Raw genomic sequence first — 19,508 nt, 5'->3', positions numbered from 1 at the left:
GATGTCTATGTCGTGACCGCGATGACCGATCCGAGCAAGGGAACGAAAGGCATCAGCGCCTTCATCGTGGATAAAGATGCACCGGGTTTCTCCGTCGGAGAAAAAGAACACAAACTGGGAATCAAAGCGTCGAGCACGACACCGCTTTATTTCAACGATTGCCGTATTCCTAAGGACGCGATCCTCGGGGAAATCGGTAAAGGTTTTAAGATTGCCATGCAAACGCTAGATGGTGGACGCATTGGAATTTCTGCTCAAGCTCTTGGAATTGCTCAAGGTGCCTTGGATGCAGCAGTAATATACGCTAAAGAGCGTGTGCAATTTGGTAAACCGATTGCTAACCAACAAGCGATCCAATGGATGATTGCTGACATGGCGACCCAAATCGACGCTGCTCGCTTCCTGGTCTACCGTGCAGCCTGGAATAAGGATAATGGCCTTCCTTATAGCAAAGAAGCGGCCATGGCTAAACTTTATGCAGCAGAAACGGCTAGCTTTGTCGCTAATAAAGCCATTCAAATCCACGGAGGCTATGGTTATACCGAAAACTACCCGGTTGAAAGAGCATTGCGCGATGCTAAAATTACGGAAATCTATGAAGGAACCTCCGAAGTACAACGGATGGTCATCGCTGGAAGTGTTCTCCGTTAGTTCTTAGAATTATGTTTTTAAAGTCTCAGAAAAAAGTTATAAGCAGAGGGGGGACAGGCCATAGGCCTGCGCTCCCCGCGAAAGGGGAAACTAACGAATGAAAGTGATTGCCTGTTATAAGTGGGTTCTTGATGAGGCTGATTTGAAAGTCGATGCCAAATCCCGCGCTTTGCTTACGGATCGGACTAAAAATAAAATCAGCGAATATGACCGTAATGCGATTGAATGTGGGGTGCAACTCACCGAACAAGTCGGAGGAGAGGTTGTGGCACTCACCGCCGGAACTGCCAATTCCAAAAACTCTCTGAAGGATGCCTTATCCAGAGGGCCAGCTCAGGCAGTCTGGGTCAAAGACGAGTTAATGAGCCAAGCGGATTCGGCAGTCACGGCTAAAATCTTAGCCGGGGCAGTTCGTAAAATCGAAGAATTTGACCTCGTTGTTTGCGGAGAAGGCTCGAGTGATGAATATGCTCAGCAGGTCGGGATCCGTATGGGTCAACTGCTCAATATTCCCGTGATCACGTTTGTCAATAAAGTCGAAGTCAAAGACGGAATTCTCCGGGCAGAACGCAAATTGGAGGAAGGGATCGAAGTCGTCGAAGTCAAATTCCCAGCCTTGATAACGGTCTTACCGGATGTAAATACTCCAAGAATCCCGAGCTTGAAGCAGATTCTTGGAGCAGCGAAAAAACCGGTACAGGAACTGTCCATTGCTGATTGTGGTCTGAGTCCTGCGGATACTGAATCTAAGGTTAGCCGTGAGAGCGTCCTGGGTACGGTTATGGAACGCAAACAAATCCGTGTCCAGGGTGAAGTCACCGAAATGGTTCAACAAATAGTCGATCTACTCAATAAAGAAGGCTTATGTTAGGTCTAGGAGGAGGAAAAATTATGTCACAAATCTGGGTTATTTCCGAAACACAATCGGCACTGCTTGAGTTGGTGGCTCATGCCAAAGGGATTGCTCAAGGAGAGAGTATTGTAGCCTGGGCCTTCTCGACCGAAGCTGCGCAAGCCGCTTCCAAACAAGGTGCGGACCAGGTCATTGAGCTTACAGGGGCAAAGCGTCCGGAAGATTATACTTCGGCGATGATTGAACGGGCTCAGTCTGAGATCCCGATTGCGATCCTTTGGGGCAGCACGAGACGTTCGAAAGAAATGGCAGCACGGTTAGCTGCTGCTCTAGATGCCGGATTAATTAATGAAACTTTTAATTTAAAACGCGAAGGTCAGTCTTTCCGAGCGGAACGTTACATTTACGGCGGCCTCTGTGTTGCCCGTGAAGTTATGGAGACAGCTCCCTTTATGGCAATCATGGTTGCTAAAACGGCAGAAGCATTGGACGAGGGTGCGGCGTGTCATATTGAGACCTTAACGAATTCTGAAACCAAGATTCAAATGATTGAGCTTCGGCCCAATCTAGCCACATCCAATTTGGGAGATGCGAATGTCGTCGTTTGCGTGGGCCGCGGGATCATCAAGTCGGAAGATATTGAACTTGCCCGTCGTTTGGCCAGCAAACTGGGTGGAGAATTGGGTTGCACCCGTCCAGTGGCAGAAGATTTACACTGGATGCCGGAAGAAAATTATATCGGAATCTCTGGGCAAATGGTTAAACCTACCGTGTATATCGGGATTGGTGTATCCGGGCAGATTCAGCATGTGTCCGGTATTCGTGATTCTAAAACCATTATCGCTATCGAAAAAAATGAAAATGCTCCGATCATCGAGGCAGCAGATTATGCTTTGGTTGGGGATCTCTATCAGATTTTACCTGCCCTGCTTAGTTCCTTAGGGGCGTAATTAAAGGAGGCTATTATGTCAGAAGAACGCTTTGATGCCATCGTGGTTGGTGCAGGCCCTGCGGGCAGTGTAGCCGCCTATTGTATGGCAAAGGCTGGCTTAGAGGTTTTGCTTATCGAGCGCGGAAGCACACCGGGAGAAAAAAGCATGACTGGGGGACGGCTTTACGGCCATTCTCTTCATAAAATCATCCCGAACTTCTGGGAGGAAGCTCCGGTTGAGCGCAAAGTGACTCGTGAAACAGTAACGTTTATGACGGGGGAAACCGCAGTTTCGCTTGATGTCAAAAGTGAAAAGTGGAATGAAACACCCTCTTTTACAGTTCTTCGCTCAGAGTTCGATGCTTGGCTGGCGAGTAAAGCGGAAGAAGCTGGAGCAATGCTTGCGGCGGGAGTCAAAGTCGATGAGCTCATTCTGGAGAATGGGAAAGTCGTCGGTGTCCGCTGTGATGAAGACGAAATGTTTGCTAATGTTGTGATTGCTGCCGATGGGGTCAACTCGCTGCTTGCTCAAAAAGCAGGGATCCGGGGAGAAATTTTACCGAAACACGTGGCAACCGGGGCCAAAGAAGTGATTGAATTGCCCCGTGAGGTTATTGAAGACCGCTTCAACCTGTCAGAAGATACCGGGGCTGCTCAGCTCTTTGTGGGAGAGTGCACTCGGGGACTACAGGGTGGGGGATTTATATATACCAATAAAAATACGGTCTCCCTCGGTCTCGTTATTACCGCTGAGGAGTTCGCCCATACGGAACACCGTATTATTGATCTGATTGAGGAGTTTAAGATGCACCCGGCTATCCAGCCTTTAATTGAAGGCGGCAAAGTGGTGGAGTATTCCGGCCACTTGGTTCCGGAAGGTGGGCTTAGCATGATGCCTCCTCTAGTCAATGACGGACTCCTTATTGTCGGTGATGCAGCAGGTTTCGTTTTAAATACTGGCTATATGGTTCGGGGCATGGATTTGGCAATTGCTTCCGGAGAAGCTGCAGCTAATGCTGTGATTGCAGCCAAGGCCCAAGAAGACTATAGCAAGCAAGGTTTGGCTTCCTATCAAACAGATCTTGAAAACAGTTTTGTTCTGCGAGATTTGAAGACTTATGCGAAAGCTCCATCTTTTATGGAGAACAAACGGATTTTCGGCCATTACCCCTTCTTCGTGGAAGAAATGATGGTTAATTTGTTCAAAGTGAATAGAACTCCGGCTAAACCGATTATGAAGGAAACCTGGACTACGATTAAACGTTATGGAGGCCTAGTCCAGCTTGCTAAAGATGCGTGGAAGGGGGTTTCCGCTCTATGAAAAAACTGAGTATTGAAGAACGTCTCGGGACGACGAAGTTTATAGTGGATGAGGGTGTACCCCATATTGTTCTCGATAAAAGCATCTGTGCAACCTGTAAAGGGAAACCGTGCGTCAAAGCTTGTCCGGCAGGACTCTATCAAGTTCAAGGGGATAGTGTCAGTTTTGATTTTGCCGGTTGTTTAGAGTGTGGTACTTGTCGGGTCGTCTGTCTTCCGAAAGGTCTTAAATGGGAGTATCCCAGAGGAACTTTCGGTGTGGAGTTCCGGTATGGGTAAGTAAACTACTCAAGCGAGTAAATTGCCAACATAATATAAAAGGAGTGTGAAGCAATATGAAAGAACTTGTATTTGCCGAAATGAATATGGGAGATAGTGCCTCCTTATCAAAAACGGTGACCGAATCCGATATTCTGACTTTCGCCGGATTAACTATGGATTTCAACCCAGTTCACGTGAACGCAGAATATGCTAAAGAATCCATTTTTGGAGAGCGTATCGCACATGGAATGCTCTCAGCTGGGTTTATTTCTGCAGTATTGGGTACAGTTTTGCCTGGCCCCAATGCGATTTATCTGGGTCAAGAACTGAAATTTATCGCTCCGGTAAAAATCGGAGATACCGTTACGGCTACCGCGACGATCACTGAAAAACGGGAAGATAAACGGATCCTGAAATTGCAAACCACGGTGACGAACCAACGGGGCGAAGTTGTTGTAGACGGCAGTGCTGTGATTAAAAAAATTGGGAAATAAATCTGCAAAAATTTTAGGGTGGCCTAAGCCACCCTTATCCTTTAAAGATTAAGTTAAAGGGGTGTAAGAAAAATGACTGTTGAATGTGTGGTTGAAAGAGGAATCGCCAAGATTGTGATTGACCGTCCCAAAGCCTTGAACGCACTCAATGCAGAGGTTTTGCAGGAACTGCAAAACGCGGTTACCGAAATTCAGAACCGCAAGGATGTCCGGGTCGCAATTATCCAAGGTGGCGGAGAAAAGTGCTTTGTTGCAGGTGCTGACATCGCCGAGATGGCTAACCTAGACCCACTGGAGGGCAGTGAATTTGGCCGTTTAGGACAGAAAGTTTTTAGTGCTGTTTCTGAACTTCCCTTTCCTACGATAGCTGTGATTCAGGGTTTTGCTCTTGGTGGAGGATGTGAGCTGGCCTTAGCTTGCGATATTCGGATTGCCAGTGGAAAAGCCAGGTTTGGTCAGCCGGAAGTAGGCTTGGGTATCATTCCCGGTTTTGGGGGAACCCCAAGATTAGCCCGACTAATCGGACCGGGACAAGCGAAAAAACTCATTTTCAGTGCGGAGATGATTTCTGCGGCTCAAGCTTTGGGAATCGGCTTGGTTGAACAGGTCGTTGCACCAGAGCAACTGAATGAAGCTGCAATGAAACTGGCTCAAGCGATTGCAACAAAGTCCCCTAACGCTGTACATTTCGCTAAAATTGCGATTAACCAGGGGCTTGAGGGTTCGCTCGAAGAAGGGATGCGGCTTGAGGCCGGTATATTTGGTCTTTGTTTTGCATCTCCGGAACAAAAAGTAGGCATGACAGCCTTTCTCGAAAAAAGAACGGTTGAATTTTAGTTGAGTTTAATAGATAATTGAAGGAAAAGAACTCGGTTGGATTAATTGTCCGAAATCTTGAATTCCAGACAGGGGGCAACTTTTCCAAGCCAATACTTGGTTTTGATAATAAAGAACGTACCCATCCAGAGTACAACAATTATAAGCGTCCACGGTTTGTCCGTTCTTTAATGTGAAGCTTCCAATCTTTTCTGGTGTTTTCTTCATTTCTATCTCCTCCTTTATTTACCATTATAGTGAATTAAGTATGCTCTGACAACGTATTTACAACAAATCCCTATGCCCAAATACTGGACATAGGGTTTTTTTGTATTGTTAAGCTTCAAGTTTGAGGTGGAAAGCAGCGGCCATATGAGCTATTATAAGAGTTGCGCTTTATATGTTCTGTCTGCTCAGAGCAGAGCTATTGGTTCGTTATTTGCAGTTCTCTGTAGTAGGAAGTGATTTAAGTAAATGAAGCAACATATTAGAGAAATAGATGTTTTAAGGGTTATCGGTTTTATATTCGTTGTAGCTCAACATGTTTTTGGTGGGTTTGCGTGGCGAGAAGGAGCGAGTTTTTCGGATTCGCTGGTTTTAAGCTTCTTTTATGTGCTGGCAAAACCTGCGGTGCCGATTTTCGTGACGATTGCCGCTATGATGATGATTTATACTCATGCTGAACCTGTCAATTGGGTACAATTTTATAAGAAACGACTCCTCTATATTGTCATACCTTATGTTATATGGACAGTCTTTAATATCTGGGATGCTAAGCAATATGGGATTGCCTCTTTTAGCGATTTACCGGGGCAACTCTTAGCAGGAACAGGAAGATATCATTTATGGTATATGTCGATGATGATAAGATCTTATCTTTACTTTCCCCTTATTTTATTTCTGATGAAAAAGATATCGCCGAGAGGACGGTTTTTCAAAGCGGGCCTTCTCCTCTCCTTCAGTTTGTTTTATGTAATTTTGTTGAAGAATAATAATCTCACAGAATGGGTGGGTCAGCTTCTGTTCGTTCAACCTACGGATAACGAACAGAAGTTTCTAGCCCGCACGCCTCTGCTGTGGTCGATTTATATCGTTATCGGAGTCTATTTGATCTCGGGATATTCACAATTTAAGGCTTGGCTTAATCGTTATCGGAAACAGATTCTGCTTGCCTATATCCCCTTGCTGTTTTATAACTACTATGCGGAAATTAGTACCCATATCCCAGGACATGCTGTTTCAACGGGGTATCTCTACAACCTTTTGTTTGTTTTATTTATGGTTTGCTCGATCCTTGTTTTTTACGATCTAGCTTATCAAGTTTCCCGTAAAGAATCCAAATTATATTTAAAACTTAAGGAAGTCTCCAACTATTCGTTTGCAGCTTATCTCGCGCATGTTATCGTTTTGCAGGCTGTGTATAAGTATATTACCCAATTCTTTTCACTCGAAAGTTTTCTAGTTACAGGTGTGATACTTTTTATCTTGACCATCGTGATTACGTTTAAGTTAATGGAGCTTCTCAGTCTGTTGCCGTTTTCTGAGTATCTCCTGGGAACGAAAAAGAAGTATCAGATTAAATGGATTCGGAAAAAGGAGCATACTTTATCGGCATAATCAGGCCTAATAGAAAATAACAGTTCTAGTTTTCGTTGTTATTATATGGAAAATAGATTACAATGGAAATGGTGAAGATACCTAAAGTAGCGTTATGGAGAAATTGTTATGATTGCATTTAAAAATGAAATCGAGAGTATTAAACAACAAATTGAAGCACGGGTTAAAACTAAAAAAATTTATCTTTTTGGTTCGTGCGCTAAAGGAATAGCTCGTCATAATAGTGATATCGATCTTTGCGTGGTTATGGAAACTATGGATAAAAGAAAATCTGTACGTGAACTGCTTCTTACCCTTGACTATGATCGTGATTTGGATATCGTTGTGTATACTCCTGAGGAGTGGGATAAGTATTATCAAGACACCTCAACGTTTGCGAATGCAATTGTTAGAACCGGGGTGAAATTAAGTGGTTGATTCGAAAATATATCATGAGTGGCTGAGCATGGCAAAAAAAGATTTGCAAAGTGCTCAGATCCTCTTTGAGCATGATGCGGATTATGGAATTGTTTGTTTTCATCTTCAGCAAGCCGTGGAAAAGTATCTCAAAGGATACCTGATTCGACAAATGGGAATTTTGCAGGACGGACATAGCTTAGTTAAATTGTGCAAAAAGGCGACAAGTTATGAAGCAGGATTTAAGGCTTTTCTTAAGGACACCGCATTCCTAAATACGTATTATATCGAGACTCGATATCCAGCGGAAGACCCATTGAAAGTTGATCGTGAGGATGTTGAAGAATGTTTTCGCATTTCTAGCGAAATAATGAATTGCATTGACAAACTGACTTAAGGAAAAAATCCTGCTTTGTAGAAAATAAAGCAGGATTTTCTTTATGCGTTTATTCCCAGAGATGCAGAGCAGAAACGTCTTCAAGGGAATGCAACTGCCGATGCGAAAAGAGCTGAAGGTACGGCTGAGGCTGATGTTATTCGGTTGCGCGGTTTAGCAGAAGCAGAGGCTAAAGAAAAACTGGCTGAAGCCTTTGCGAACTTCGGCGAAGCAGCCGTTCTTGACATCATTGTGAAGATGCTTCCGGAGTTGGCGGGGAAAATTGCGGAGCCGATGAAATCAATTGATAAGCTGACGGTGGTGGATACCGGAAACGGAGCAGGTGCAGCGAGAATGAGCAATTATGTGACTTCACTCATGGCTACCGCTCCAGAAATGGTTAAATCCGTGACAGGTCTCGATTTATTGGAGCTTGCTCGGAGTCTGACTTCGCAAGATAAGGCTCAAGCGCCCTCTGATATCAAGGCTGAATAAGGAACAACTCAAGCGGTCTAGCCCCCATGTTCAAATAAGGAACATGGGGGCTATTCGCGTTTTGCAGAGTATTTTGGGGATGAGATAACTTTAGGTGGGTAATCCTAATTAAGTTGAGAAACCTAACTACTCATAGGATTGAAGGCCAAAGGGGATACACTTCATGTCAGGTGGAACACTTTCCATTTTATTAAGCTTTACGGCGGGGATCTTATCTTTAGTTGGCCTGATGTCGATCTTCATCTCGATGAATAGCCAACATAATGTCCAACGAAGTCGAGAAATCCTCTGGAGTCTTGCTGCATTGCCATATCAAAAAGACGTGTTTCTCGAGAAAGGCGAAATCGGAAAGGCTGTATTTCGCAAGTACATTCTCTACGAACAAATCCTGAACGAGAAACATGACTTTTCACAAATTATTATCGGTTTTGCTCAAGCTGCGTTAGGGTTTTGCATTCTGGTCTGGACGACCCTTATTTTTGATCGGCTTGCTTTAAATCGCTCTTCCCTGGAGAAGACTTATTTGGCGAGCGGTTTAGTCATCACGGTGTTGTTCGTTTTGTATTTTATATTTAAGATTTTGAGAGACCTTAGAAGTACGAGCAAAGTGGGAAGATTACCGACGGTTCCGGAAATTATTGATGCAGATCGCGGCAATATTGGCTTAAGTATTATTACCCTTGCAGCAATATCCTCCTGCTTGAGGATCGTCGATTCACAGGTCTATTTGGGTTTTCCGTTACCCTTTAAGAATATAAGAGTCAACCTCGTTACTCTAAATTCAAAGGAAGAGCGGATTGCCCCTGTGCTTGGAAATAGGCTTAAGCTTGCGGAACGTATGGAAAAGTTCCAAAAGCTCGAACCGGAGGAGTTCAAACTTCTCGATGATGATTATTGCTGGTATCCTGTTTATACATTCCACCACGAAGGGGAACGTGGAAACGGAGTCCTGGTCACGGTCGAAATGATGAGTCTGCAGGGGTTTGTTACGGCTGAATTTTATGTTGAAGATATCCCAGGAGACAGTGATTCGAGCTTAAGTGTTTTTCCGTATTCTTTTGCGGAACGATTTATCAATCGAGTCAGTGCCTTGGATCCCTTTAGCATTTATAGGGAACGAACCCCGGAGGAAGAAGGAATTAACCCTTAAAACGAGAATTAAATTTATCAGAAGAAATAATTCTAAGATGATTTCAGTAGAAAAGTTTGGATTTAAAAAGAGGGGACAGCTCATGACTGATGATCTTGATCTTAAAGTTGAACAACTCACAGTACTGCAAACTAAAACCCTAGCTTGCCAAAATTGTCATTTGCGAACAGGCTGCCAAGGGGTCGTGTTTGGGGAAGGAAATCCCCATTCTCCGGTAATCTTTGTGGGGGAAGGACCAGGGCAGACCGAGGATGAATCAGGCCGACCATTTGTGGGAAAGGCTGGGCAACTTCTGGATCGCATGCTTAAGGCTGTCGATTTACCGCGTGACACGGTTTATATCACGAATATCGTGAAGTGCCGTCCGGCGAATAATCGAACTCCGACCCCGGAAGAAATGCAGTTCTGCTTACCCTGGTTAAGAGAACAGTTTCGGATCCTTCGTCCGCGCTTTATGGTTTTGCTCGGATTGGCATCAACGCATGGAATCATAGCACCTGATCTCAAGATGAATCAAGTGCATGGCAAATGGTTTGAACGGGGCGAGGTCAGAATGCTGCCGACTTACCATCCGGCCGCCCTTCTTCGCAATCCAAATCTTAAGCGACCGGCTTGGGAAGATTTCAAGGAGATTAGCCGGGCGGTTAAGGCGTTCGAGATAGAGTAAGGATTTAATAGGGAGCAAGAGACGCGAAGAATGAAAAAAAATCGAGAATTAAATTGATAGGAGTGGTGGGATGAAAAAAGAGGGAACTCATTTTGAAGCTGTAGCAGATATTTTGAATAAGCGGGTATCCATGCGTCGGTTTAAGGAACAGCCCTTGCGTGAAGAAGATGTGCAGTGGGTCATTGAAGGGGCAAGGCGAGCTCCGACAGCCGGAAATATGATGCTCTATTCGATCCTTTTAGTGACAGATCCAGCGAAGAAGCTGATCTTGAGTGAAAGCTGTGATCATCAACCCTTTATTGCTAAAGCTCCTCTGGTGATGGTTTTTGTAGCGGATTATCAGCGCTGGTTTGATTATTATGAAGCCTCAGGGGTTAAGGACTATTGCCAAAAAACAGGTAAGCGATTTAAGGGACCTGATGAAGGAGATTTGTTTCTGGCGTGTTCCGATGCGCTCATTGCAGCCCAAAATTCTGTCATCGCTGCAGAAGCACGCGGAATTGCCTCGTGTTACATTGGCGATATCATGGAAAATTATGAAAGACACCGTGAACTTTTGAATTTACCCCCGTGGGCATTCCCCATTGCGATGCTCTGTTTGGGCTATTATCCTGAGGGAGAACGCCCCTCTCCGCGATCACGTTTTGAATCGAAATATATTGTGTTCAAAGAGGCGTATAAAAAGCTGAGTCCGGATGAACTAAAAGCAATGTTTCAAGAGGAGGAAAAGTCCTTTTCCCAGAATAATCCCTTTAAAGCTGAAAACTTGGGTCAATGGATGTATGCTCGGAAGACTGGGTCTGATTTTGCAGAGGAAATGGCTCGCTCAGTTCGGAAGGCCTTAAAGAACTGGCAGGGAGAAAGTATCCTCTAAAACGTGAGACTATTGCGCCAGTAGAATTTAAAAAAGAGCAAGAAAATATTCAGGAATAAGTGAATTCTACAGCGTGTCAGCTCAAATAAAAATCTTACCCAAAGCTTGCAATCCTAGATAAGGTACTATATAATATGTTAAAAGTTAATAAGCAATAACAAATGCAATGATGGAGTAAAGTAAGTTATGGTCACTTTTCAGGGAGGAAGAGCCACTGACTGGAAGCTCTTCTATCGTGTAAATCGCTGAAGTTCCCTCCTGAGCAGCCGGCTGAACATTTTGAGTAGGCTTGGACGGTTCTTTCCCGTTAGAAGAAAGAGGGTATCGGAATGACCTGTACCTTATCGAGTGAGCCTTTATTTGGGCTAAGTTGGGTGGTAACACGAGAATAACTTCTCGTCCCTGCAGGGATGAGAAGTTTTTGTTTTGCTTACACTACTTACGCAAATGGTATTGATAGGTCAGTGCATTTCCTGTATTCTGTTGAGGGGGCCAAAAGGCCAAATTGGGTGGTAACGCGGAAGTCCACGGCTTTCGTCCCTGCGAGGGATGGACCGTGGACGATTTTATATTTGAACTGTGAAGAGGAGGACCCACAGATGAATTTACCCTTAGTTGGCTTAAAAGATGAAAGAACAAAGGTTAAGGTGAAGGATACAGTCTTTGGGGGAAAAGAAGTTATATTAATGGGTGGTCCCTGTGCTGTGGAATCGGAATCTCAAATGCGCGAAGCGGCCAAAGCGGTGAAAGCGGCTGGAGGGCAAGTTTTACGAGGAGGAGTATTCAAACCTCGTACCTCTCCGTATAGTTTCCAAGGGCTGGGGGCAGAAGGGCTCGATTATTTGGCAGAGGCTGCCGCTGAATATGGCTTGCTCACCATTACGGAGGTCGTTGATGAGGCGAGTTTGGAGCTTATCGTTGATCGCGTCGATATCCTGCAGATTGGTTCACGCAATATGCAGAATTTCCAGCTCTTAAAATTGATCGGTGAGTTACGGAAGCCTGTCGTTCTAAAACGGGGTTTAGCAGCAACGATTGAGGAGTGGCTCAATGCAGCAGAGTATATTTTAGCTGGAGGAAATTCTCAAGTTATTCTTTGTGAACGGGGAATTCGGACGTATGAACCGAGTACAAGAAATACTTTAGATTTAAGTGCGGTAAGCTTAGTGAAGGAACTTACGCATCTGCCCATTATTGTCGATCCTAGCCATGCTGCTGGTAGGAGAGATTTAATTCCTTCTTTGGCGAAGGGTGCAATTGCGGGAGGAGCGGATGGACTCCTGATTGAAATGCACCCCCACCCAGAAGAGGCGCGAAGCGATGGACCGCAATCTCTGACCCCGGAACAATTTAACCAACTTTCTGAAGAACTTGAGCCTATCGCTAAAGCTGTAGGGCGTAAGCTAGTTCGCCCCAACGCTTTAGAGGGACTCGATGATTTACAGTTCTTAAGAAACAGAATCGATAGGATTGATCGAGATATCGTTGAACTGCTCGCGGAAAGAATGAACACTGCAGAAGAAATTGGCAAACAAAAGAGTCATGGACACATTCGAGATGGTATCAGGGAACATGAAGTAATGGAGCGGCTACAGGATTGGGCGAAGAAGGTAGAATGTCCAGTGGAGGTTGTTCAAGCCATTTATCCCTTGATTTTTGATCTATCGATTCAGCTTCAGTTGAAGAGTAAAGAGGCTCAGAAGTCAGAATGTGTTATTTAGTCATGGAGAATAGTGAAAAGCAACTGATTATGGGTTGGCAGAAGTATTCTTTCAACCCATTTTTGGTTATTAAAAACGGATCTCTACTTGCATGAGACTGGGAGCTATATTATAATATAGATATACCCCGTATGGGTATAAGGATTACAAAACATCATGTGGATATACTAGTAAATGCGTATACTTATTGAAGGGAGATTTAAGTATGACTAATGTAAAATTAATCTCGGAACAAGAGGCTGATGGCGAAGTTAAAGCTATATACGAACAAGTGAAGCAAATGATGGGAGGTGTTGTGCCTCCGACCTTCCAAGCGATGGCGAATCATCCGGAATATATGAAAATGGTATTTCAAAAGATGCAAATGGTTATGGGATCACCAGAGTTGGATAAGAGTACAAAACTGGCAATTGCTTTTGCAGTCTCTGTTTTGAATAACTGCGAAATGTGTCTTACCATGTATACTAAGCAGTTAAAAGACGCTGGTTTTACTGATAAACAATTGGTCGAGATCCTCGCCGTTATCGATTTGGTCGGATCTATGAATCATTTCAATAATGGGATGTTGATTAAACCGGAGAAATAGGGGACATTTAAAGAAGGCTTGGCTTGCACAGCGGAACGCGGTGCGAGCCAAGCCTTCTTGCACTAACAGAAAGTATAAATTTGGGGGCAGATAGTATAAGTGCAACCAGCGGTTTTCGTTCTCCTACGATGCATGTATTTATGTCCGGCAGGATAAGGCAACTAGGGCAATCGCCTGCGCTATCGCTTGGTACTAGCCAAGTTTTCTTTATCGCTAAGGCTCGGCGAAAGCCGGGTTTTCTTTACTTTGTGTGGGTTCTTCTGTTTGACTCAATCGAAAATTATCCGGTATAATAAGTATTTAAGGAATCCATGACGTTGGGTTTAGTCCAATGTCATGATTAAGGGGAAAAATGATGCATGAACGTTACGAGTTAAAGCATAAGCAGAGAAAAACGAACCAGACTTCCTACTCAGTTACAGAGCCAACAGAATTGATGGAATTCCTTTCAAAGCAATTGCCAGATCAAAGTCGGAATAATATCAAGTCCCTTCTAGCCCATCATCAGATACTTGTCGATGAGGAAACTGTATCTCAATATAATCACCCCCTCGCAATCGGTCAGCAGGTATCTGTCTTTTGGAGTAAAGTTCGAAAGGAAAATCAACCTCGTGGGCTTGAGATCCTGTTTGAAGATAACTACCTTATCGTTGTTGCCAAAGAGGCGGGGCTGCTTTCAATCTCCACCTCTAAGGAAAAGGAACAAACGGCTTATAGTATTTTGACTGACCATGTAAAAAAGAGCGACCTAAAGAATCGGATTTTTATCGTTCATCGGCTCGATCGAGATACGTCAGGAGTCATGCTCTTTGCCAAAAGTGAGAAGGTCAAAAAGTTATTGCAAGAAGACTGGAAGGAAGCTGTCGAAGAACGAAGTTATGTTGCCATTACGGAAGGATTAGTCCCAAAACCGGAAGGGACGATCACGTCTTGGCTTACAGAAAGCAAGGCATTTATCATGTATTCAAGCCCGACACCTAATGGCGGGCAAAAGGCAATTACCCACTATAAAGTTCTGAGGAAAAATAGAAACTACTCGATGCTTGAAGTTAAACTGGAAACGGGACGTAAGAACCAAATTCGCGTCCATATGCGAGAGATCGGTCATCCTATTATTGGTGACAAAAAATATGGCTCGACGAAGAATCCAATACGGCGTCTTGGACTTCATGCTCGGCTGTTGGCCTTTCGTCATCCAATAACGGGTGAAGACGTGCGCTTTGAGACGGAAATCCCGAAGGAATTCTTGAGCCTTTTTAACTAATAGGTACCCCCAAACGCATCCTGTGTTTTGGGGTACTTTTTTAGTTTTTTTAATGTTGAAGGATTATTTCCTCTTTAAAACGAATACGGAATAATAGATTAAGTATACACAAAAGGAGAATGAGAATGGCTCAGTTGGAGTACCGTTTGCTAGATGAAGAAAAGGGGTTTCCAGCGCTTTTTGGGTATGAGCGAATACCGAAGGAAGAGGTAGTTGCGCGGTGTCTATGCGATTATTTCATAAAAGAAGGTATAGTTTATGAGCTCACTTCATCCGCTAAAGAAGAACTCCTGCAGGTGATCTATGTTAAAAAAGTGGAGGAGAAGCCCAATCCTCAGACGCCAGGACAAATTTCAGGTATGGGGTATATTCTTTTAGAACTTCGGGAATTTCAGGAGGATGCGGAGTCTTACCCGGTTATGAAGACCCTTGAATTCGGGAATCTGCAGGATCTTCTAATTTACGCTGTTAGCCAATATATTGATTTCCAAGAAAGTGAATGGGAAAAGACTTCATTCGAAATCGACGAGGATCGGCAAGTCTTTAGTCTATACCTCAAAAAATCGAAGAAAGAAGGGGTAAAGTGACCAAGACGCAAAGGATGGTCGGGATCTTTTTGTCAACGGCTCTTGTAGTCGGGGTCGTCGGTTATGGAGCTAAACAAATATCGCACAGCGAACCCGAACAGCAAGTGAGTAATGAGAATGCTGGTAATGGAGAGGGTACAACTGTAGTTGAGAATAGCTATCAGAGCGGGGGTGGATTTTTCTCGGGCTTTTTCGGCCCGTTTGGTCCGTTTGGTCCCTTTGGGTATTTCAGCGGTCGTTCTTCAGGGTATTACTCGGGCAACAATTCGGGAGTATCCCCGGGAACAGCAGGTAGTGTGAAGAATCCGACAGCGGGTTCAGCTGGGGCAAGTTCTCAATCGAATAGTGCTGGGATTGCCGGGACTTCTCCGTGGGGAAAGTCAGGTTCAACGAGTTCAAGCTCGTCATCTTCAAGTTCTAAAAGTGGGATCTCTAGCGGCAGTCATGGTGGAATTGGAAGCAGTGGCGGAACAAGTATAAGCTAGAATGGAGCTGTAAAGGTAAAGAAAATCCAAGGATTTAAGTCTAAATAGGGAAGGAGAAATTCAAACTGTGCAAAGGGGGAATTACCCAGAGGTTCGCGAACAATTCTATGGGTCGATTCGCGAGGTTTTTTCCTGGGACTGGATCGATGGGAATGAATATGGCTTAGCGGTGATGCATTACATTACGCCGGAGTTTCGCAAGGAAGTCGCCTATGCAACAGAGGAACTGGGTAAGATTTATGCTAAAGCCGTATTGATGGTTCAACGTAGCCCGGATAACCTACTCGAAATGCTGGGGATTCCCCGAGAAGCCTTTTCGGCAATCAGACTTCCTATTATGCCAGAAATTCCAACGCTGATCGGTCGCTTTGATTTTGCGAATACTTCTCAGGGGATTAAAATGCTTGAGTTTAATGCTGATACCCCAACGAGTGTGGTGGAAGCGTTCTATGCGAATGGCAAGGCTTGTGAATTCTTTGGCGCAGGGGATCCCAATCAAGGAATGGAACGAGAACTCACACCAGCTTTCCAAAAAATTGTGAAGCGTTATCAGGAATTAGGGTATCAAACGGAGAATATCGTTTTTAGCTCCTTAGACTGGCATGAAGAGGATAGGGGAACAGTACACTATTTATTGAAGATGTCTGGTCTCCCAGGCCACTTTGTTCCGTTGGAAGATCTCCGAGTGATTGAGGACGAACTCTATGCCTTGATTGAGGGTGAATATCGGAAAGTCGATGTTTGGTACCGGCTGCATGCTCTTGAGAAGTTGGCTGAAGAGAAGGATGAAGATGAATATCCCACAGGAGCTCATGTTCTGGATTTGATTGCTCGTGGAAAATTGGCGATTATTAATCCCCCTGCAGCATTTATTGCCCAGACAAAGGCATTACAGGCCTTAATCTGGGGTCTACATGAGGCGAAAGGGTTCTATACAGATTCTGAACAAGAAATCATTGAGCGTTATATGCTCCCTACTTATATGGAAAATCCCTTCTTAGGCCAAGAAGCTTTTGTCGCCAAACCCATTTATGGACGGGAAGGGGGAGCAGTCAGTATTTTTCAGGTTGACGGTTCGGTTCTGGAAAAAGACCAAGATGAGCTTTACTGGGAACAACCGATGATCTACCAAAAGTTTGTGGAAATGGAAGAAGTCGAAAGTATGACTGTATCCGGTCCCTATAAGGGACGGTTACTCTGGGGCTCTTTTCTCATCGGAGGCAAAGCTTCTGCTCTTAGCGCACGAATCGGGGAACGAATTACTGGAAATTTATCTTTCTTTTTACCCTCAGGATATCGTAGGATAAAGAAAACTTAGCTGGCGACAAGCGTTAGAAAGGAGAAAATGTATGCTCTTTGTGAATTTTTTAAAGTATTTAGGGGTAACTATACCACTCATGGCCTTTGCCATCTTCCTCTTCACCTTAACCACACCCTACCGGGAATTTAAGATTATGTTTGATGGGGATGTCTTGGAGGATCCGCTAAAGGTGGCCTCTGCTAAAGCTGTGGCTTTAGATTTGGGAGGAAAAATCCTCGGAATTGCCTTCTTACTGGCATCTGCGATATATCACGCTATGAGTTTATGGGATCTCGTAGTATGGGCTTTAACAGGTACAATCTTTTTAATCGCTGTATATTATCTATTTGAACTGTTGACTCCGGGAATATCGATTCGTAAAGAAATTCCTCAGGGTAATGTCGGCGTCGCGATTTTTTCCTTTTGCTTAAGTTTGACCTCAGGAGTTCTAATGGCTGCGCTAATTAGTTATTAGATTTAGTTACCTGTAAAAGGGATGAAGTTGAACCAAAGTTCAACTCCATCCCTTTTTTTTTATCTATTTTGCTTTGTTTGGACCTGTAGACCTATAGTAGCATAACCCTTTCTTTTTCTAAACAGGAAAATGAATAAATATACAAAATTCTTATGAACTTATGTTCAAAGTTATATGTACATATTTATTTGCAGGATGCGCAAACTTTGGTGTAGATCGAGTATGAAGGGGTGACGCTTGCGCATGTCTGAAACAGTTCTGGAAAAAGCTAAAGGTCGAGTGAGTTATCACGATTCCGTCGAGATGATGTTGGTCCGCATCCGGGAGGATGGGATGTCTAATGTTTTTGATCGCTACGCAGCCCAAGAAAAGATACGCTGCAAATTTTGTCTGCAAGGGTTAAGTTGTCAGCAATGTTCACAAGGGCCTTGCCGAATCAATGAAAAAGGAGAGCAAGATCGGGGCGTTTGTGGAATTGGGCCGGATGCCATGGCGATGCGCAAGTTGCTTCTCCAAAATATTATGGGCGCAGGTACCTATAGCCATCACGCCTATGAAGCATATCGGACACTGAAGGCAACAGGTGAAGGAAAAACTCCGTTTAAGATTAAAGATGTTAATAAGCTTAAGTGGATGTGTGAAAAGCTAGGTATCAATTCCAACCAAGAGATTAATCAGATGGCGATTCAATTAGCGGATCTCTTGGAGAATCAACAAAGAATTGGCGTGGAAGAACCAAACCTGATGGTTGAGGCCTTTGCTCCGAAAAAACGGAAGCAGGTTTGGCGAAATATAAATATCTATCCTGCAGGAACGATGCATGAAGAACAGAACTGCGTTGCCAGTTGTTTAACCAACGTGGATGGAAATTACGCTTCGCTGGCGATTAAGGCCCTCCGCTTGGCTTTAGCCACAATCTACAATTCTCAAATTGGCTTAGAAATGGTTCAGGATATCCTCTTTGGAACGCCGCTACCGCACGAAGTCGATGTTGACCTTGGAATTATGGATCCTGATTATATCAATATTGTTTTCAACGGACATCAACCTTGGGCAGGGGCCGCGATGATTGCAAAAGCGCAAACTTCAGAAGTGCAGCAACGAGCGAAAGCAGTTGGGGCCAAAGGACTAAGGGTTGTGGGTTCCATCGAGACCGGTCAAGAACTTCTCCAACGGTTTGTGATGGACGATGTTTTTGTTGGGCTTATGGGCAACTGGCTAGCGATCGAACCCCTTCTCGCGACTGGGACAGTCGATGTGATTGCCATGGAAGAGAATTGCTCACCGCCAGCTATTGATATGTATGCTGAAAAGTATCAGGCAACGCTTGTTGCGATTAGCACGATTGTTGATATACCTGGACTTCAACATAAAATACCTTATGATCCTTCAGCAGTGGATCAAATGGTGGATGCGCTAATTGAACTTGGGATTGAGAACTTCCCCAAAAGGCACGGTAAAATTAAACCCTTGGTTCCGAAGATGACGACTAAGGCAATCGCCGGTTTCTCAACTGAAGCAGTCTTAGGAGCGTTAGGTAATAAACTGGATCCTCTCGTTGAAGTCATTGCTGCGGGGAAGATTAAGGGCATCGTGGCCTTGGCAAACTGTTCAACCTTGCGCAATGGGCCACATGACTGGAACACGGTCAATCTCACGAAAGAACTGATTAAAAAGGATATCTTAGTGGTTGCCGGCGGCTGTGGAAATCATGCCTTAGAGGTGGCTGGACTCTGTAACCTTGATTCCCTCAATCTGGCAGGGCCCGGTCTAAAAGAAGTATGTGGTGCTCTGAAAATCCCACCAGTCCTCAGCTTTGGAACCTGTACCGATACGGGGCGAATTTCCATGCTGGTGAGTGCGCTTGCTGATCATCTCGATGTGGATGTGCCGCAATTGCCGATAGCAATTACTGCTCCCGAGTGGATGGAGCAAAAAGCGACAATAGATGGAGTTTTTGGGGTAGCCTACGGTGCCTATACGCACTTGTCACCAACGCCTTTTGTGACTGGTGGGCCTCAACTCGTAAAACTCCTCACTGAAGATGTTGAAGGGTTGACCGGCGGCAAGATCGCTCTCGGAGATGATCCCGTCGAAGTCGCCAATAATATTGAAGCGCATATCGTACTCAAACGAAAAGGTCTGGGATTGCAGTAAGAAAAAAAGAGGAGCTCGCGATGATAAAATCG

22 protein-coding genes, 1 pseudogene and 1 other annotated feature are annotated in these 19,508 nt (G+C 44.4%); of the genes and pseudogenes, 22 read left to right on the top strand and 1 reads right to left on the bottom strand.

From position 1 onward, the window contains the following. The 7 genes from VM640_RS12490 to VM640_RS12460 form a co-directional block, all read left to right on the top strand. The coding region (locus tag VM640_RS12490) for an acyl-CoA dehydrogenase family protein (RefSeq protein WP_325392696.1) at window positions 1–651 on the top strand (651 nt) is incomplete at its 5' end. A 97-nt stretch (window positions 652–748) separates the two neighbouring features. Beyond that, on the top strand, window positions 749–1,522 hold the full coding sequence (locus tag VM640_RS12485; RefSeq protein ID WP_325392694.1) for an electron transfer flavoprotein subunit beta/FixA family protein: 774 nt from the start codon (window positions 749–751) through the stop codon (window positions 1,520–1,522). A gap of 20 nt (window positions 1,523–1,542) precedes the next feature. Further along, window positions 1,543–2,454, top strand: coding sequence for an electron transfer flavoprotein subunit alpha/FixB family protein (locus tag VM640_RS12480; RefSeq protein ID WP_325392692.1), 912 nt, complete (start codon window positions 1,543–1,545; stop codon window positions 2,452–2,454). Between the two features lie 15 nt (window positions 2,455–2,469). Beyond that, window positions 2,470–3,756: an FAD-dependent oxidoreductase gene (locus VM640_RS12475; RefSeq protein WP_325392690.1), complete on the top strand. Its 1,287-nt coding sequence runs from the start codon at window positions 2,470–2,472 to the stop codon at window positions 3,754–3,756. After that, window positions 3,753–4,034, top strand: a complete 282-nt coding sequence (locus VM640_RS12470) for a ferredoxin family protein (RefSeq protein WP_325392688.1) — start codon at window positions 3,753–3,755, stop codon at window positions 4,032–4,034. The genes VM640_RS12475 and VM640_RS12470 overlap by 4 nt, the downstream gene beginning before the upstream one ends. A gap of 56 nt (window positions 4,035–4,090) precedes the next feature. Then, window positions 4,091–4,510: a MaoC family dehydratase gene (locus tag VM640_RS12465; protein ID WP_325392686.1), complete on the top strand. Its 420-nt coding sequence runs from the start codon at window positions 4,091–4,093 to the stop codon at window positions 4,508–4,510. Between the two features lie 72 nt (window positions 4,511–4,582). Beyond that, window positions 4,583–5,347 carry an enoyl-CoA hydratase-related protein gene (locus VM640_RS12460; RefSeq protein WP_325392684.1) on the top strand — a complete coding sequence of 255 codons (765 nt, stop codon included), beginning with the start codon at window positions 4,583–4,585 and terminating at the stop codon, window positions 5,345–5,347. Between the two features lie 6 nt (window positions 5,348–5,353). Here the strand turns inward: VM640_RS12460 and VM640_RS12455 are convergent, their stop codons facing one another. Then, window positions 5,354–5,554 (bottom strand): hypothetical protein, encoded by a 201-nt coding sequence (locus VM640_RS12455; protein WP_325392682.1) that lies wholly within the window; start codon window positions 5,552–5,554, stop codon window positions 5,354–5,356. A 246-nt stretch (window positions 5,555–5,800) separates the two neighbouring features. Between VM640_RS12455 and VM640_RS12450 the strand changes: the two genes are divergently transcribed. From VM640_RS12450 to cooS, 15 genes and pseudogenes are all read left to right on the top strand, one after another. Further along, window positions 5,801–6,943: an acyltransferase gene (locus VM640_RS12450; protein ID WP_325392680.1), complete on the top strand. Its 1,143-nt coding sequence runs from the start codon at window positions 5,801–5,803 to the stop codon at window positions 6,941–6,943. A 108-nt stretch (window positions 6,944–7,051) separates the two neighbouring features. Further along, entirely contained in the window at window positions 7,052–7,360 is a 309-nt protein-coding gene (locus VM640_RS12445) for a nucleotidyltransferase domain-containing protein (RefSeq protein WP_325392679.1), read from the top strand. 28 nt (window positions 7,361–7,388) lie between these two features. Then, window positions 7,389–7,736 (top strand): HEPN domain-containing protein, encoded by a 348-nt coding sequence (locus VM640_RS12440; protein WP_325392677.1) that lies wholly within the window; start codon window positions 7,389–7,391, stop codon window positions 7,734–7,736. Between the two features lie 60 nt (window positions 7,737–7,796). Then, a pseudogene (locus tag VM640_RS12435) lies at window positions 7,797–8,210 on the top strand (flotillin domain-containing protein); the annotation flags it as partial. Between the two features lie 163 nt (window positions 8,211–8,373). Next, the gene (locus VM640_RS12430) at window positions 8,374–9,360 is read left to right on the top strand and encodes a hypothetical protein (protein WP_325392675.1); all 987 of its coding nucleotides are present in this window, start codon (window positions 8,374–8,376) and stop codon (window positions 9,358–9,360) included. Window positions 9,361–9,442: 82 nt separating this feature from the next. Continuing rightward, entirely contained in the window at window positions 9,443–10,027 is a 585-nt protein-coding gene (locus tag VM640_RS12425; RefSeq protein ID WP_325392673.1) for a uracil-DNA glycosylase, read from the top strand. A gap of 70 nt (window positions 10,028–10,097) precedes the next feature. Further along, a complete protein-coding gene (locus VM640_RS12420) occupies window positions 10,098–10,901 on the top strand; it encodes a nitroreductase family protein (protein WP_325392671.1) in 804 nt (267 codons plus the stop codon). 157 nt (window positions 10,902–11,058) lie between these two features. After that, window positions 11,059–11,308 (top strand) — a binding site (T-box leader). A 192-nt stretch (window positions 11,309–11,500) separates the two neighbouring features. Continuing rightward, window positions 11,501–12,622, top strand: coding sequence for a bifunctional 3-deoxy-7-phosphoheptulonate synthase/chorismate mutase (locus VM640_RS12415; RefSeq protein ID WP_325392669.1), 1,122 nt, complete (start codon window positions 11,501–11,503; stop codon window positions 12,620–12,622). Window positions 12,623–12,827: 205 nt separating this feature from the next. Then, a complete protein-coding gene (locus tag VM640_RS12410; protein ID WP_325392667.1) occupies window positions 12,828–13,208 on the top strand; it encodes a carboxymuconolactone decarboxylase family protein in 381 nt (126 codons plus the stop codon). Between the two features lie 352 nt (window positions 13,209–13,560). Continuing rightward, window positions 13,561–14,472, top strand: a complete 912-nt coding sequence (locus tag VM640_RS12405) for an RluA family pseudouridine synthase (RefSeq protein WP_414647983.1) — start codon at window positions 13,561–13,563, stop codon at window positions 14,470–14,472. A 125-nt stretch (window positions 14,473–14,597) separates the two neighbouring features. Next, a complete protein-coding gene (locus VM640_RS12400; RefSeq protein ID WP_325392665.1) occupies window positions 14,598–15,059 on the top strand; it encodes a hypothetical protein in 462 nt (153 codons plus the stop codon). After that, entirely contained in the window at window positions 15,056–15,544 is a 489-nt protein-coding gene (locus VM640_RS12395; protein WP_325392663.1) for a hypothetical protein, read from the top strand. Before VM640_RS12400 ends, VM640_RS12395 begins: the two co-directional genes overlap by 4 nt. A 67-nt stretch (window positions 15,545–15,611) precedes the next feature. Continuing rightward, entirely contained in the window at window positions 15,612–16,862 is a 1,251-nt protein-coding gene (locus tag VM640_RS12390) for a glutathionylspermidine synthase family protein (RefSeq protein ID WP_325392661.1), read from the top strand. A gap of 31 nt (window positions 16,863–16,893) precedes the next feature. Next, entirely contained in the window at window positions 16,894–17,319 is a 426-nt protein-coding gene (locus tag VM640_RS12385; RefSeq protein WP_325392659.1) for a DUF350 domain-containing protein, read from the top strand. 243 nt (window positions 17,320–17,562) lie between these two features. Continuing rightward, window positions 17,563–19,476, top strand: a complete 1,914-nt coding sequence (gene cooS, locus VM640_RS12380; protein ID WP_325392657.1) for an anaerobic carbon-monoxide dehydrogenase catalytic subunit — start codon at window positions 17,563–17,565, stop codon at window positions 19,474–19,476. Window positions 19,477–19,508 lie beyond the last annotated feature (32 nt).

This window comes from Desulfitobacterium sp. (genome assembly GCF_035539115.1).
Taxonomy (GTDB): Bacteria; Bacillota; Desulfitobacteriia; order Desulfitobacteriales; family Desulfitobacteriaceae; genus Desulfitobacterium_A.
The sequence above is the reverse complement of the archived record's forward strand: the minus strand, read 5'-3'. Positions and strand labels throughout refer to the sequence as shown.